This window comes from Campylobacter sp. RM15925 (genome assembly GCF_012978775.1).
GTDB classification, from domain to species: Bacteria; Campylobacterota; Campylobacteria; order Campylobacterales; family Campylobacteraceae; genus Campylobacter_A; species Campylobacter_A canis.
The window spans coordinates 108,101-123,134 of the sequence record NZ_LIWP01000002.1; the positions used below are offsets into that span (position 1 = coordinate 108,101).

General features: G+C 38.1%; 18 protein-coding genes. 8 read left to right on the forward strand and 10 right to left on the reverse strand.

Going from position 1 to position 15,034, the window contains the following annotated elements; all coding sequences use genetic code 11:
* The first annotated feature begins 174 nt into the window (after positions 1–174).
* Genes CDOM15925_RS01865 through CDOM15925_RS01880 form a run of 4 tightly spaced genes read left to right on the forward strand, consistent with a single transcriptional unit; the run spans position 175 to position 2,845 of the window.
* The gene (locus CDOM15925_RS01865; protein ID WP_169940512.1) at positions 175–846 is read left to right on the forward strand and encodes a response regulator transcription factor; all 672 of its coding nucleotides are present in this window, start codon (positions 175–177) and stop codon (positions 844–846) included.
* The gene (locus CDOM15925_RS01870; RefSeq protein WP_169940696.1) at positions 846–2,108 is read left to right on the forward strand and encodes an ArsS family sensor histidine kinase; all 1,263 of its coding nucleotides are present in this window, start codon (positions 846–848) and stop codon (positions 2,106–2,108) included. The genes CDOM15925_RS01865 and CDOM15925_RS01870 overlap by 1 nt, the downstream gene beginning before the upstream one ends.
* Positions 2,092–2,664 (forward strand): recombination mediator RecR, encoded by a 573-nt coding sequence (gene recR, locus CDOM15925_RS01875; RefSeq protein WP_169940514.1) that lies wholly within the window; start codon positions 2,092–2,094, stop codon positions 2,662–2,664. Before CDOM15925_RS01870 ends, recR begins: the two co-directional genes overlap by 17 nt.
* Positions 2,642–2,845, forward strand: coding sequence for a hypothetical protein (locus CDOM15925_RS01880; RefSeq protein ID WP_169940516.1), 204 nt, complete (start codon positions 2,642–2,644; stop codon positions 2,843–2,845). The genes recR and CDOM15925_RS01880 overlap by 23 nt, the downstream gene beginning before the upstream one ends.
* A 38-nt stretch (positions 2,846–2,883) precedes the next feature.
* Here CDOM15925_RS01880 and CDOM15925_RS01885 read toward each other — a convergent pair whose 3' ends face one another.
* Complete coding sequence (locus CDOM15925_RS01885; protein WP_502707272.1) at positions 2,884–3,960, reverse strand: TRAP transporter substrate-binding protein; 1,077 nt, start codon at positions 3,958–3,960, stop codon at positions 2,884–2,886.
* A 165-nt stretch (positions 3,961–4,125) separates the two neighbouring features.
* Here CDOM15925_RS01885 and pyk point away from each other — a divergent pair, with 165 nt between their 5' ends.
* Together pyk and CDOM15925_RS01895 are read left to right on the forward strand one after the other, a co-directional pair.
* Complete coding sequence (pyk, locus tag CDOM15925_RS01890; protein ID WP_169940518.1) at positions 4,126–5,583, forward strand: pyruvate kinase; 1,458 nt, start codon at positions 4,126–4,128, stop codon at positions 5,581–5,583.
* Between the two features lie 7 nt (positions 5,584–5,590).
* On the forward strand, positions 5,591–5,848 hold the full coding sequence (locus CDOM15925_RS01895; protein WP_169940520.1) for a hypothetical protein: 258 nt from the start codon (positions 5,591–5,593) through the stop codon (positions 5,846–5,848).
* Between the two features lie 39 nt (positions 5,849–5,887).
* Here the strand turns inward: CDOM15925_RS01895 and CDOM15925_RS01900 are convergent, their stop codons facing one another.
* From CDOM15925_RS01900 to gatC, 9 genes are read right to left on the reverse strand one after another with little or no spacing between them, the layout of a single operon-like run.
* Entirely contained in the window at positions 5,888–6,673 is a 786-nt protein-coding gene (locus CDOM15925_RS01900) for a shikimate dehydrogenase (protein WP_169940522.1), read from the reverse strand.
* A complete protein-coding gene (locus CDOM15925_RS01905) occupies positions 6,673–7,578 on the reverse strand; it encodes an SPOR domain-containing protein (protein WP_169940524.1) in 906 nt (301 codons plus the stop codon). The genes CDOM15925_RS01900 and CDOM15925_RS01905 overlap by 1 nt, the downstream gene beginning before the upstream one ends.
* Before the next feature lie 9 nt (positions 7,579–7,587).
* Positions 7,588–8,130, reverse strand: coding sequence for a DUF1882 domain-containing protein (locus tag CDOM15925_RS01910; protein WP_169940526.1), 543 nt, complete (start codon positions 8,128–8,130; stop codon positions 7,588–7,590).
* On the reverse strand, positions 8,130–9,374 hold the full coding sequence (locus CDOM15925_RS01915; RefSeq protein ID WP_169940528.1) for a serine hydroxymethyltransferase: 1,245 nt from the start codon (positions 9,372–9,374) through the stop codon (positions 8,130–8,132). Before CDOM15925_RS01915 ends, CDOM15925_RS01910 begins: the two co-directional genes overlap by 1 nt.
* Positions 9,371–10,879 carry a lysine--tRNA ligase gene (lysS, locus tag CDOM15925_RS01920; protein ID WP_349644308.1) on the reverse strand — a complete coding sequence of 503 codons (1,509 nt, stop codon included), beginning with the start codon at positions 10,877–10,879 and terminating at the stop codon, positions 9,371–9,373. The genes CDOM15925_RS01915 and lysS overlap by 4 nt, the downstream gene beginning before the upstream one ends.
* Positions 10,880–10,893: 14 nt before the next feature.
* On the reverse strand, positions 10,894–11,349 hold the full coding sequence (locus CDOM15925_RS01925; RefSeq protein ID WP_169940532.1) for a Fur family transcriptional regulator: 456 nt from the start codon (positions 11,347–11,349) through the stop codon (positions 10,894–10,896).
* A 3-nt stretch (positions 11,350–11,352) separates the two neighbouring features.
* The gene (locus CDOM15925_RS01930) at positions 11,353–11,964 is read right to left on the reverse strand and encodes a CvpA family protein (RefSeq protein ID WP_169940534.1); all 612 of its coding nucleotides are present in this window, start codon (positions 11,962–11,964) and stop codon (positions 11,353–11,355) included.
* A complete protein-coding gene (locus CDOM15925_RS01935; protein ID WP_169940536.1) occupies positions 11,965–13,047 on the reverse strand; it encodes a type IV pilus twitching motility protein PilT in 1,083 nt (360 codons plus the stop codon).
* 5 nt (positions 13,048–13,052) lie between these two features.
* The gene (gene gatC, locus CDOM15925_RS01940) at positions 13,053–13,340 is read right to left on the reverse strand and encodes an Asp-tRNA(Asn)/Glu-tRNA(Gln) amidotransferase subunit GatC (protein ID WP_169940538.1); all 288 of its coding nucleotides are present in this window, start codon (positions 13,338–13,340) and stop codon (positions 13,053–13,055) included.
* 122 nt (positions 13,341–13,462) lie between these two features.
* Here gatC and CDOM15925_RS01945 point away from each other — a divergent pair, with 122 nt between their 5' ends.
* Both CDOM15925_RS01945 and CDOM15925_RS01950 read left to right on the forward strand, forming a co-directional pair.
* Complete coding sequence (locus tag CDOM15925_RS01945; RefSeq protein WP_169940541.1) at positions 13,463–14,029, forward strand: YfgM family protein; 567 nt, start codon at positions 13,463–13,465, stop codon at positions 14,027–14,029.
* The gene (locus CDOM15925_RS01950) at positions 14,026–15,033 is read left to right on the forward strand and encodes a PQQ-binding-like beta-propeller repeat protein (protein WP_169940543.1); all 1,008 of its coding nucleotides are present in this window, start codon (positions 14,026–14,028) and stop codon (positions 15,031–15,033) included. The genes CDOM15925_RS01945 and CDOM15925_RS01950 overlap by 4 nt, the downstream gene beginning before the upstream one ends.
* The last annotated feature ends 1 nt before the right edge of the window (position 15,034 follow it).

Here is a 15,034-nt window from a genome sequence, read left to right on the forward strand (position 1 = left end):
AAATCTCCTAAATTCATCTATTTTAAAAGGCGATTTTATCCTATTTAAACTAAATTAAATTTTATTTATCATTTTTTAATCAAAATATACGAGCGGTGCGAGTTGGCTTTGTGTTTTCTATAATTTTAAAATTTTTAGTTATAATTGCGCTATCATAGTAAGAAAGGAAACAAAATGATTAATGTTTTAATGATTGAAGACGATCCGGAATTTGCTCAAATTTTGTCTGAATACCTAGATAGTTTTAACATCAAAGTTACAAATTTCGAAGATCCTTACCTCGGACTAAGTGCGGGGATAAAAAATTATGATTTGATCATTCTTGATCTTACGTTACCGGGAATGGACGGACTTGAAGTTTGCAAAGAAATTCGCGAAAAATACGATATACCTATCATTATCTCTTCAGCTAGAAGCGATATAAGCGATAAGGTCGTAGGTCTTCAAATAGGTGCTGATGATTACCTGCCAAAACCATACGATCCAAAAGAGATGCACGCTCGCATCATGAGCTTAATTCGCAGATACAAAAAGACTAGCGAAAGCGTTGAAGAGACGATTGATTCACTCTTTAGAATAGATGAAAAAAGACATGAAATTTACTATAACAACGAAGCCTTAACCCTAACTCCTGCAGAATATGAGATACTTACTTATCTTATCAAGCAGCACAGCTTTTCGGTATCTCGCGAGCAGCTGGTATATAACTGTAAAAGCCTAAAAGATAAAGACTCAAAGAGCTTAGATGTCATCATAGGAAGATTAAGGGCAAAGATAGGCGATAACTCAAAAAGCCCTAAACATATCTTTTCGGTAAGAGGAATAGGCTATAAACTCGTAGGATGATACGCTACTCTATAACCACGAAAATAACGGTAGTATTTGCTATCGCTTTCTCACTTGTTTGTATGTTGCTTTTAACTTTTGGCAACATACAACTAAACGATATGCTCGAAAAGACTAAAGACAAGCAGATGAGTGCAATAACTTATCTTGTCGATCTTTATGAGCGCTCAAATCCGCCAAGCGACCTCTCGCAGTATTTTAAAAACTTCGGTTTAACCTACGTGGATAATAAAAATTTAGCCGCAGACATCATCGCAAACGGGCATGTGGTTCAAGCCAAGCAAACCCCAATAGGCATGATGCAATCAATCCACTACAAAGACAATGTTTTTTTGCATATCAAAAATTCAGCTTTTCAAATTCTGCTTGAGAGCAATGACGCTAAAAACATAAACGATCCGCTTTGGATAGGATTTTTTATCACGACAACCCTGCTTGTATCGCTATATATTTCGGTTATCAACTCACTTGCTCCGCTTAAAAAACTTGGTAACGATATGCGAAAATTTGCCGCCGGCAATATGGACGTAGAGATAATCTCTCCGAAAATAGTAAAAACGGATGATGAAATTTCGCGAGTCGCGATTGAATTTGATAACGCTGCAAGCAAGATTAGAGAGCTTATCCGCTCGCGCCAACTGTTTTTAAGAACTATTATGCACGAGCTGAAAACCCCTATCGGCAAGGGTCGGATAGTATCTGAAATGGTGCAAAACGAAACGCAAAAAAACAGGCTAATAACCATATTTGAAAAGCTTGATATGCTTATAAACGAATTTGCTAAAATCGAGCAGCTACTATCTAAAAGTTATGCGCTCAACTACCAAGAGTGCTTCTTTTCTATCATCATGGATCAGGTTAAAGATATGCTCATGCTTGATAAATTCGAAGAAAAAGTATCCTGCGAGATCAACGACGACATGCTACTTCGCGTGGATTTTCAGCTCTTTACTCTAGCGCTTAAAAATTTGATCGATAACGCCATAAAGTACGCCGATGATAAAAAAGCGCATATAATCTGCGATAAAAACGAAATTTACGTTAAAAATTTGGGCAAACCGCTTGAAAAACCGATTGATTATTATATGCAAGCTTTTATCAGAGAAAAAAATAGCAAAAGCGCAGGAATGGGGCTTGGACTATACATCATCGAACAAATTTGCAAGATGCACAAATTTAGCCTCACATACTCCTACAAAGACGGTTATCACATCTTTTGCATAAATGCAAAACCAAAGGAAGCAGTTGAAAAAAGGGCTTGAGAAATTTAACGAGCTTGTGTCCGCGTTTGAAAAGCTTCCCGGAGTCGGCAAAAAATCAGCCCAACGCTTTGCTTATCACGTCTGCTTGCAAGATACTTTTGGCGGGCTTAAGCTGGCTCAAAGCATAGAAGATGCTGTTAGATTTACAAGAAAATGCCAAATTTGCGGCGGGCTTAGCGAAAACGAGATATGCGATATCTGCAGCGATGAAAAGCGCGACAGTACCCTTGTAGCCGTAGTGGAAAACGCAAAAGATATCTTAGTGCTTGAGCAAAACGGAATTTATAGCGGGCTATACTTCGTGCTTGATGAGATAACTCCTGAAAATATCGGCAAGCTTGAAAATATGATAGTCAAAAACGGCGCCCAAGAGATAATTTTCGCCTTCACGCCAAACATAAACAGCGACGCGCTTATGCTCTTTATCGAAGATCAGCTAAAAGATCTAAATGTAAAATTTAGCAAGATAGCTCAAGGAGTTCCGACCGGAGTTAGCCTTGAAAACATCGATCTACTCTCGCTCATGAAGGCGATTGAAAGCAGAACGCAGGTATAAATTTACGTTTAATCTGCAAACTAAGAAAGCGTATAAAAGCCTTAAATTTATAAAATCAAATAAACCATATACTAAGCCACAAGCCTTGTTTTGGCACAAATTCAAATTTCTAAAATTCGCAAGTCAAATTTTAAAAGCCGATAGTTCAAGCTTAAAATTTGATGATTATCTCTTTGTATGATTTAAAATTTACGGCATTAAGCCGTAAATTTAAGTTGATTATTTTGAAGATTTTTCTATATAAGAAAACTCAGAAATTTTAGTCCATTCTCTAGCTTTTTTTAAAAACGCTCTTTGAGAATCAAGAATTTCTTTAAACAGCGTGTCCTTGCTCGCCTCTTCGTCTAAAATTTCATCAGTCGCCTTCTTAAGCGCACTCATCACATCTTCAGGAAATGACTTAACCTGAATATCAGGAAATTCGCTTTTCATCTTGTTCCAAAATTCGCTATTTTCATAATACGCTTTTGTGAAAAGATCGCTTGCGACTTTATTCATAGCTCCTTCTAAAATCGCCCTTAGATCCGCAGGTAGCTTTTCAAAGCTCTTTTTATTTACGAAAAACTGAGTCTGACCGCTTGGTTCTTGCCAGCCGGTGTAGTAAAATTTAGCAACCTTATGAAAGCCAAGCCCCATATCAAAAGCAGGGCTTACCCACTCTACAGAGTCAATCGTCCCCATCTCAAGCGCCATATAAAGCTCGCCGATAGGAATTGTGTTTATCACTACGCCAAGTTTAGCCATAACCTCACCGCCAAAGCCCGGAATTCGCACCTTTAGGCCTTTGAGATCATCTAAGCTCTTAACCTCTTTTTTAAACCAACCGCCCATTTGAGTGCCTGTGTCGCCCGCGTTAAATACTTTGATGTTGTATCTATCATAAACTTTAGCCTCAAGCTCTTTGCCGCCGCCAAATTCATACCAAGCGCGAAGCTCGCTTGCCGTCATACCAAAAGGAAGTGCGGTAAAAAACATAGTTCTTGCATCTTTTCCTTTATAATAATAAGAAGCCGTGTGTCCGATATCGTATTGTCCGCTCTTTACAAAATCAAGTATGCCAAATGGCGACTTGTGCTTTGACGGGTGATCAACTCTTATCTCAAGTCTTCCTCCCGACATCTCTTCGGCAAGGCGCTTAAATTCCTTAATCGCATCTCCAAGCACCGGTGTAGTGCTCTCCCAAGTACTAGCTACTTTAAGTTTATATGTCTTGCTGTCCGCAAAGCCAAAAGTTACCGCAGCCATCGTTAATAAAACAGCTAAAACCGCTTTTGGCTTCATCGCGTTTAAAAACATTATCTCTCCTTTAGGTTAAAAATATCTAGGAATTATATAAAATTTTGCAAGAGGCTTTATAAAAATGTGTAGATAAAAGTTTCGTTTTTCGTTAAAAGCTACGAATTGTAACTATTTTGTTTCTAAAATTTAGATAGAATTACCAAAATCAAATCAAGGGCAACTATGATAAAAAAGACAAAAATTCTAGCGACCATCGGACCTGCGAGCGAAAGCGAAGAGATACTTGAAGAGCTTGTAGAAGCCGGAGTAAATGCGTTTAGACTAAATTTCAGCCACGGTACGCACGAATATCACAAAGCAAATATAGAAAAGATAAGAAGAATAGAAAAAAAGCTAAACTATCGCATCGGCGTCTTTCAAGATATCTGCGGACCAAAAATAAGGATAGGTAAGCTCAAAGAGCCTTTTGCACTCAAAGCGGGCGATATCATAGAGGTTTACGGCACTGAAATACTAGGCGAGCAAACTGCACAAAATCGCTACAAGCTAAGCATCAACCAGCCTCAAATTTTACCTATATTAAAAGAAGGAGAATACATCTACTTATATGACGGCTCAATCCGTGCAAGAGTCATAAAAAGCGGAAAAGTCGTAGAGGCGATGATAGAAAATAACGGAATTTTAAGCTCAAACAAGGGAGTAAATTTCCCGAATACAAAGATAAATATTGAAGTTATTACGCCAAAAGACAAAGAAGATCTTAAATTTGGTGCTCAAAACGGGGTAAATTTCGTAGCGATATCCTTTGTGCAAAACGCAAACGACATCATCAAAGCAAGAGAAATTTTAAAAACCTTTGGCTCAAAAGCTAAAATTTACGCCAAGATAGAGAAATTTGACGCCGTAGAAAATATAGACGAGATCATAGCGGTAAGCGACGGGATCATGGTTGCGCGCGGCGATCTTGGTATAGAGGTGCCCTATTACAAAGTGCCAACCATACAAAAGCTAATCATCAAAAAAGCAAATGAAGCGGCCAAACCAGTCATCACGGCAACTCAAATGATGCTAAGCATGACAGAGCATGAAACCGCAACAAGAGCCGAGATAAGCGATGTGGCTAACGCTATCCTTGACGGTACCGACGCGGTCATGCTAAGCGAAGAAAGTGCCATAGGCAAAAACCCCGTAGCCGTCGTAAAAGCGATGAAAAATACTATCGTGCAAGTGCAGCAAATTTATCCTTTTAATAAATTTGACGCTTTTAGCTACTACGATGAGACCGACATGGTCGCCTCCAGCACCACACGCCTTGCTACTCAGCTTAAGGTTGACGGCATACTTTCAGTAACGGGCTCGGGAAAATCGGCTATAAAAATGGCAAGATACCGCACGGATATCGATATCATCGCAGTTACTCATGATGAAGAAACGGCTCATTCGCTAACTCTGGCTTGGGGCGTGATACCCGCCTTTACGGTTGAGCAGGATATGCTAAATTTAATCATCGCCAAAACAACCAAAAAGGCGTGCGATCTTGGATTCATCCAAAAAGATAAGACTTATATAATGACTGCGGGATATCCTGCCGGAGTTGAGGGTAGCACCAACCTTATACGTATATTAAAGCAAGATCAGATTGATTATTACATCGATGTGGCAAACAGCTTAGAGAAGTGAGGCAAAAATGCAGAGTATAAAAAAATGGCTTAAAATAGGTGCGATTATCGCAGTTGTGCTTGCTATTATCATAGGTTTTCTAATCGTGCCGTTTTTAAACGTGGATCGAATTCAAAGATTTATCCTAACCGATAGCCAAACAAAAGTTACCGAAAAGCTCTCAAAGCAGCAAGATGATATGTTAATGCTTTTAAAGGAGCAAAACGAGCTTCAAAGGCAAATTTTAAGCGAGCTTAAAAGGCTAAATTTAGAGAAATCTCAGTAGATAAATTTGTATGTAAAATTAATAAATCAGCAGGTGCAATTAAAGCAAAAAAGCTTTCCTCATAGAGACTTCTATCCTGCTTTCATCAAGTTCGTTTGAATAGAATAAATTTAGAGCTAAAACCGCTTGATAAAGAAGCATATCGCTTCCGTTTTTAGCAGTAGCTCCAAGCGAAACGGCTAAGGTTAAAAACGGTGTAGGTTTATTGTAGACAACATCAAAGGCAAATTTGCTTCGGCGTAAAACGTCCTGTAAAATTTCTTTTGGCACAGGCAAGCTATCGTCATTTAATCCTGCGGAAGTAGTATTTACTACCAAATCAAAATCACGAATTTTAAATTTATCCCAAGTAAATTTATTAAATTCGCCAAAATTTTCTAGCCTAGCCAAGCTTCTATTTAATACGCAAACATCGACATTTGCGCTACTAAGAGCATAAGCAACCGCTTTAGCAGTGCCGCCTGCTCCTAAAATGAGAGCTGATTTTATCTCGCCAAAATTTTCTATCGCTTTTAAAAACCCGAACGCATCCGTGTTGTATCCGTAAATTTCATCATTTTTTAAAACGATTGTATTTACAGAGCCGATTTTTAAGGCGCTTTCTTCAACTACGTCGCATTGATTTAGAGCTATCTCCTTATGAGGAACGGTTATGTTGGCTCCATTAAGTTTTAGCTCTTTAAATTTATTGACTAAATTTGATCCGTCTTCAAGCAGATATCTTGAATAAATCCCGTCAAGCCCCATTTCGCTAAGAGCCAAGTTATGAAGCCTTGGCGAAATGGAGTGTGAAATAGGATTTCCAAAAACGGTAAAGAATTTCATCACTTAATATTTACTATAAATGCACCGCTTGCAATGTTTTTCTTAATTTTAGCTAGCTCGCTCGCAAGCTCTTTGCTGCTATAAGGACCTACTAGAATTTTAATTACTTTATTTCCTTTAACCGTAGTTCCGTAGAGATTATAAGCATAACCGTTTGCCTTAAGCTTTCTTATCTCTGCTGAATTTTCATCAAATTTACTAACGGCAAATACTTGGATATAAGTCCCACTAGGCGGAGTTACACTAGGATCTTTTGAGTCGGCTTTAGAAGCAGGTGTATCTTTTTTAGGCTGCTCTGCTTTTTTCTCAGGCTTTTTCACTTCTTCTTTTGGCTTAACTACTGTTATTTTAGGCTCTTGCTTTGCAGATTTTTCTGCTTTAGCGTCTGCTTTTTTAGTAGTTTCGCTAGCTTTTTTCTCGGGCTCTATAATTTTTTGTATAGTCTTAGGCTCTTGTTCAACGGTTAAATTTTGCTCTTGCTTATGCTTAGAATCTTTATCTTTTAAAGCCTTAACCATATCCTCAAAACTATCTTGCGTCTTTCCTTCCGGTATAATAGGAACTTGCTGGAACAACTCGTCATTTTTAGCCGGCTCTTCAGGCTTTGGCTGCACAGGAGCAGGCACCGGCTTAGCTTCGTTTTGAGCTAAAGCACCATCTTGAGTCTTGGTTGTAGCAGGAGGCGTAGGTTTAGGCGCCTGCGGTTCCGGAGGAAGCACAAGTCTTGAATCAGGCTGCGCTACAGTGCTATCTTGCCCGCTTGAGTTTAAAATTTTCATCGCAACCAAAACACCTAAAAATACTATAAGCGCAAGCGCGATGAGCATTAAAATTTTCTTTGTGTTTTTACCTTTTTTTTCATCATTTTTTTCGAGCATGATATCTCGTAATTCATTATATTCCATCTTATCTCCTTACATATGCTTAGACCACGATGCCCCACGTTCCTTTTGATAGACCTTATAGGGCAAAGTAAGTATGTTAAAATCTCTTGGAACTTCAAGTGTCGGAAACACTCTCCACTCCTTTGCTAGCCGCTGAGACAAAAGCATGGATAGCTTGCTTGCCAGCTGATAGCCTTCATTTAGCGTTGTGTGACCTTTGTGTATATACAGGTGCAAATGCCCAGGTGTCTTGGTCTCATACGCCGTAAAATTTATATACCCCTCTTCTCTAAGCAACAACTGTGCCCTGTGCCAAAATCGCTCGGGCGTGCGTCCGTTATAATCAAATACGATATTTTCAACCTTATCGCTTGCACTTATCAAAGAGTGCGCTGCAATAATCTTGCCTTCGTTATGATCTTTTATCACTTGAAAATTTAACGGTTCGTCAATTTTTTCAAATTTATTAAAAAATATCCTTCCTTTGTGATCAATCTTATTTACGATATTATCGCGCTTGACCCAATAATGAGTCGTGATCATCTTAATTAGCGTTATATCTATATTTTGCATTAATACATTGCTCTATCATAGATGATAAATTTGCTCGCAAGCTCTTTTAGTTCGGCTTTTATCTTGTTTTGAAGCTCTGTATTATTTATATCATCAAGCACGTCGGCTATCTTATTTGCGATAATCTCAAATTCGCCCTCTTTCATTCCTCTAGCAGTAAGCGCCGGGCTTCCTACACGAATTCCGCTTGTTACAAAAGGGCTTCTTGTCTCGCCCGGAACCGTGTTTTTATTAACAGTAATTCCTGCATTTCCAAGAGCTATATCAGCCTCTTTACCGCTAAATTCTTTATTTAAAAAGCTCATTAAGATTAGGTGATTATCAGTGCCTCCGCTTACTAGATCGTATCCTCTAGCCATTAGCACTTCGCCCAGTTTTTTAGCGTTTGCCTTAACTTGTTTCGCATAAATTTTCCACTCAGGAGATAAGTTATGCTTAAATCCTACCGCCTTACCTGCAATAACATGCACAAGTGGCCCGCCTTGAATTCCGGGGAAAATTGCCGAATTTATCTTTTTAGCATACTCTTCGTTGTTTGTCATTATGATACCGCCGCGAGGTCCTCTTAACGTCTTGTGAGTCGTCGAGCTTACCACGTCACAATGCGGAAACGGATTTTGATGCTCGCCTGCAACGACAAGTCCTGCGATATGAGCTACATCCGCAAATAATATCGCACCAACCTCATCGGCTATCTCGCGAAATTTCTTAAATTCAATCTCTCTTGTATAAGCACTAGCTCCGCAAACTATCATTTTTGGTTTTACGATTTTAGCGATATCAAGCACTCTTTCGTAGTTTATCCTGCCGTCAAGCTCAACTCCGTAAAAAAAGCTCTCATAAATTTTACCCGAGCTACTTACCTTTGCACCGTGCGTAAGGTGTCCGCCATGGCTTAAATCCATACCTAAAATTTTATCTCCCGGATTTAAAAGCGCTCCATATACGCCTTGGTTTGCTTGAGAGCCCGAATTTGGCTGAACGTTTGCAAATTCGCAACCAAAAAGCTCTTTACATCTATCTATAGCGATCTGCTCGATCTGATCTACAAATTCGCATCCGCCGTAGTAGCGCTTACCCGGATAGCCCTCGGCGTATTTGTTTGTAAGGATTGAGCCCATCACTTCCATCACTTCAGGATAGGTGAAATTCTCGCTAGCTATCATCTCTAAATGATCGCATTGACGCTTTAGCTCGGCTTGTGTTAAGTCAAAAATTTCTTTATCATAGTTTTGTAAACTCATTTTTCATTCTCCTTGATTTCGTTTTTAAGAGGTCTCATCGCAGGAAACAACACCACATCCCGAATGGATTTTTTATTAGTTAGCAGCATAACAAGTCTATCTATGCCTATACCTTGCCCTGCGGTCGGTGGCATAGCGTATCCAAGAGCCTTTACGTAATCCTCATCCATGGCGTGCGCTTCGTCATTGCCGGCATCTTTAGCTTTAATTTGCTCAGAGAAGCGGTTATACTGATCTATCGGATCATTAAGCTCGTTAAATCCGTTTGCTATCTCTCGTCCTGCAATAAAGAGCTCAAATCTTTCGGCTATTTCAGGATTAGAGTCGCTTCTTCTTGAAAGCGGGCTAATAGAAATAGGAAAATCTATAATAAAAGTCGGATTTATAAGCTTGCTTTCTACGTAATTATCAAAAAGCTCGGCTTGCAAATGACCCAAATCAAGCTTGGCGTTTGCCTCAAATCCATCGGCCTTTAACTTAGCTAAAATTTTATCCTTATCTTCAATTACATCTGCCGGAATTTCGCCTACTTCAATGAGAGCCTTTTTATAACTCATCCTCTTGAAAGGCTTTGAAAAATCGATCTGCATTCCGTCAAATTCTACAACTTTTTCCATATCAAGCTTATCAAACAACACTCCAAACAGCTCTTCCGTAAGTCCCATAAGATCGTGATATGTGTGATACGCCCAGTAAAATTCGATACTTGTAAATTCAGGATTGTGAGTTAGATCCATGCCTTCATTTCTGAAATTTCTATTCATCTCATAAACGGCTTCAAATCCTCCTACTATAAGACGCTTGAGGTAAAGCTCAGGCGCAATTCTCATATAGCGATTTATACCAAGAGCGTTATGAAAAGTTACAAACGGCTTAGCGTTAGCTCCGCCTGCTATCGGGTGCATCATCGGGGTTTCAACTTCTAAAAAGCCCTTATCTTCAAAAAATCTTCTTATAGTGCTAACTATGATAGAGCGCTTTTTAAAATCCGTCCTTACCTCAGGATTCATGATCATATCAAGGTATCTTTGGCGATATCTAGTCTCGATATCCACAAGCCCGTGATACTTTTCAGGAAGCGGGCAGATAGCCTTAGTAGCTAGAGTAAGTTCGCTAACATGCATAGAAAATTCACCCGTTCTAGTTACAAAAGCATAGCCTCTAATAAATATGATGTCGCCTACTTCGATATTTTTCTTTACGACTTTAAACCAGTCTGGATCAAGAGTCTTGTTGCTAAAATAAATTTGTAAATTTCCATCTTCATCTTCGATATTGGCAAATATCGCTTTGCCAGCATCGCGTATTAGCTTAACGCGACCCGCAAGGCTTACAAACTGCCCTTCGGCACTCTTTGACTCGGTATCTTTGATATGGTTAAATTTAAGTCTGAATTTTGAGATATTCATATCTCGTCTTAAGAAGTGAGGATATGGGTTTATACCCATTTGCCTTAACTCCTCGATGGTTTTTAATCTTTGAATTTCCAGCTGATTTTCAAATATCACTACTTTACCTTTTAAATTTTTTTGCTACAATCTTTACAAATTCCGTAAAGTTGCATCATGTGGCCGGTTAGTTTAAATCCGTGCTCTTTTGCTATATTCATCTGTCTTTTTTCTATAGTGTGATCTTCAAATTCTATTATGACGCCGCAACGTCTGCATATCATATGATCGTGGTGAGGCTTTGTGGCAAGTTCAAATTTTTTGCCTTGAGAGCCAAAGCTGATTGAAGTAACCATCTCTGATTCTTCAAGCAAATTTAGAGTTCTATAAACTGTTGCGATGCCTATATTTAGCTCAGGGTGAGCCTCTTTGATAAACAGATATAATTTCTCAGGCGTAAAATGCTCGTCGTTATTATAAAGAGTTTTTAGTAAAACTTCACGCTGCTGAGTATACTTAAGCCCATTTTCTTTTAAAACTTTTTTGAATTTTTCAAGCAGTGCGTCATATTCTAAATTTTCAATCATCTTTTACTCCTTTTGTGTTGTGTTGCTATCTACGGTATTGTTTGAATCAATCGAAATTTCATCTTTTAATGTCGTATTTATAGGTGGTTGTATAGTGTTTTGTATATTTTGCTTTACTTCATTTACGTCTATATTCATTATCCATTTGCCGGTTTGTAAAAGCACGGGATAAAGGATACTGTCTTTCAGATACGGTTTTAGCTTGCTGTCTAGAACTCCGATATTAGCGACCGTTACTACCAAAACTGCAAATATCAAGAAAATTTTGGCACTTCCCATTATAAATCCGCCGATCTTGTTTAAAATCCCAAGACCGCTTAGATCTAAAAGCTTTGATAAAAACATACCTATGGCTAAGCAAACCACCCAAAAAACTATAAGTATGGATAAAAACCCTACAAAATGTATTATGGAATCGTTATCAAGCTTATAAATTTTATCGTTTATAAATTTACCCGCTTCATTTACAAATCTGCTTGCAACTACGATACCGCCTATAAGTCCTATAAGTCCAAAAATTTCTCTTATAAGACCGTGCATAATGCCCTTTATGCCAAGCATCAAAACAAGAACACCCACACAGATATCAAAAATACTTATATTAGCAAAATCCATCTACATTCCTATCACGCCGGCTAATTCTTGCTGGCTTGTTGAATATCTCATCGCCATATCTTTTGTGATCTGACCCGATCTTACGGCTTTAGTTAGAGCTTGCGTTTGAGTAGTCATGCCTGTCATTTGCTGATTTAGTTGCATTTGAGAGTAAATTTGATGAACTTTGTTCTCTCTTATGAGGTTGGCAATCGCAGGGTTGTTTATCAAAATTTCATGAACGGCTATACGCCCTCCGCCGTTTTTAGGCATAAGACTTTGAGAGATAACCGCCGTTAGCGAAACGGACAGCATGTTTCTTACCTGAATTTGCTCTCCGCCTTCAAAGCTATCTATAATACGGTTTATAGTCTGTATGGCTGAGTTGGTGTGAAGAGTGGCAAAGACAAGGTGTCCCGTTTCAGCAGCTGTTATAGCGATAGATATGGTCTCTCTATCACGCATCTCGCCTACAAGTATTATATCAGGATCTTCACGAAGTGAGTACTTAAGCGCTTGTGCGTAAGAATGCGTATCGGTACCTATATTTCTATGAGAAAATAGGGATTTTTTATTTTCATGAACGAATTCTACCGGATCCTCGATGGTTATTATATGTTTTCTTTCGTTTAAATTTATCTCATTGAGCATCGCCGCAAGAGTGGTTGATTTACCGCTTCCCGTAGGTCCCGTAACAAGTATCATGCCCTTTTCGCGCTTTACTATCTCTTTAAAGATTGAAGGCGCTCTAAGATCATCAAGCGAAGGAATCTCGGTAGGAATTATACGAAATGCCGCCGCTAAATCACCGTTCATAGTGTAGTAGTAGTTACCTCTAAAACGTCCGATATTAGGCAACTCTATAGCAAAATCAAGCTCTTTTTTCTCTTCCAGTTCACTCTTTTGGGCGTCGGTTATGAGAGCATAACAGATATCTTGTATGTCATGACCCGTCAAAACTCCCATTTCAAGAGGTCTTAAAGTGCCGTCTATTCTTATCTGAGGCGCACTTCTTGCGACAAGGTGTAAATCACTCGCTTTGTTATAAACAACAGTCTTTAAAAACGTTTCTAAATTCGTGCTAAATTTTCCGGTCTCTGTCATGGCGATCACTCTATGATTTTAGGAACGACAAAAAAGTGTTCGTTTCTTGCCGGAGCATGCTTTAAAATCGAATCTATTACGTCTGATTTGATCTCAACATCTTCCCTAAGCAAAGTACCGCCGTCTATGGAGCTTACCACAGCTTCGACATTGCTTAAATCAAGCTCGTTTAAAACATCGACAAAGGACAAAATTTCAGTAAGTTGCCTCTTAATCTCCCCCCGTTTATCCTCGCTTATTTCAAGCGAACTAAGCTTTTCCAGCTTAGCAAGTAACTCATCATCTATCTGCATAATGCCTCATTTGATTCAAATTTTAGTGCATTATATCACATTTTAGCTTTAACCTTTGTGATGTTTCAGATTTATTATGCTACAATTACAATCTTTTAACTACAACAATTTAAGGAAAAACATTGGCTATAAAAGAAGATTTAAAATCCATAAAAGAAGAGTTAAATACACAGGAACAATTTTTAGAAAACATAATAAAAAGCGAAAGATTTATCAAGAAATACAAAAAACCTCTCATAGTTACTTTAGTGTTGGCAATATTAATGATTAGTGCTTATTACGTCAATAACTTTATAAAAGAGAAGAATTTTAAAGCAGCAAACGAAGCTTATGCTACACTTATAACAAATCCGGGCGACTCTAAAGCAAAAGCTACCTTAAAAGAAAAGGATATATCTCTTTATGCTCTTTACGAGTTTAAAAGATCGCTTGAAAATAACGATACCGCCACTTTAAATTCGCTTATAAACGAGCCTATTGATCCTATCTTAAAAGAGATAATCAAATCCCAAACAAACGAACAAAGCGGACAAATTTTAAGCAACTACAAAACGGTTTTAAAGGGTTACGAGCTTATAAAAGACAATAAAATAGAAGAAGCAAAGATAGAATTTAAGAAAATTCCTCTCAATTCACAGCTTCAACCGATAGTAAAAAATCTTGAACATTACCAAGGAAGCGTCAAATGAAAAAATTTCATATATTTTTAGCCGTTATTTTTGCATCGATTTTGCTTAGCGGATGCGGAACCAAAAGGCAGTATTTTGAGCCTGAAAACGTAAATTCAAAAGCTGATTTTGAGTATAAACTACCTGATAATATCGCTTCAACAAGCCTAAATGCGGCAGTTCTTGAAAACGGAATGGTCATCACAAAACACGGCTTACTGGAAAATGTAAAATTTCCAAAAGGCACGACGCTCTTAAATGTCCAAAAAGACAAATTTATAACCTCAACGCTTGATGGAAATTTAATCATCACAGACCAATACGGACAGGCATTATACGAAAGAAAATTTAACGAAGCCATCGTATCTGCGTCACTTGAAGACAATAGACTTGCGCTGCTAAGCGCTTCAAATACGATATATCTTGTAAATATTGCAACCGATTCGATCCTGCTTGAATTTGAATCATCAGACGTATATGCACAAGATTCTCGCACCGCGTCACCTTATTTTTTAAGCTCTCTTGTTATATTTCCGACGCTTGATGGAAAGATTATGATAGTTGATAAAACTAACGGAAGAATTTTAAGAGATGTTGTTGTAAGTAGCGAGCAATTTTTTAACAACATAATATTTTTAGACGTGGTAAATGACACCATGCTTGCATCAACAGGCAAAAGAATCGTGTCGATAAGTCCGGAAAAAACGCTTTATTATAACGGCGAAATAAAAAATGTCATTTCAAATAAAGATAAAATTTATATCTTTGAAAAAGACGGCACGGTAACGCTAACCGATCTTAATCTACAAAAGCTAAATTCCGTAAATTTCAAATTCGCTATCTTTTCAAATGCAGTAGCATTTAGCGATCATCTTTATATCATCGAGAAAAAAGGCTACCTTATAAAAACCAGACTGGATTTAAGCGATGCGCAAATTTTTGAGCTAAATGATGAGATAAAAGATAAGAGTTTTGTCGGATTTAAGGATTTTTATTACGATAACTACTACCTGAAGCTAAATTAAA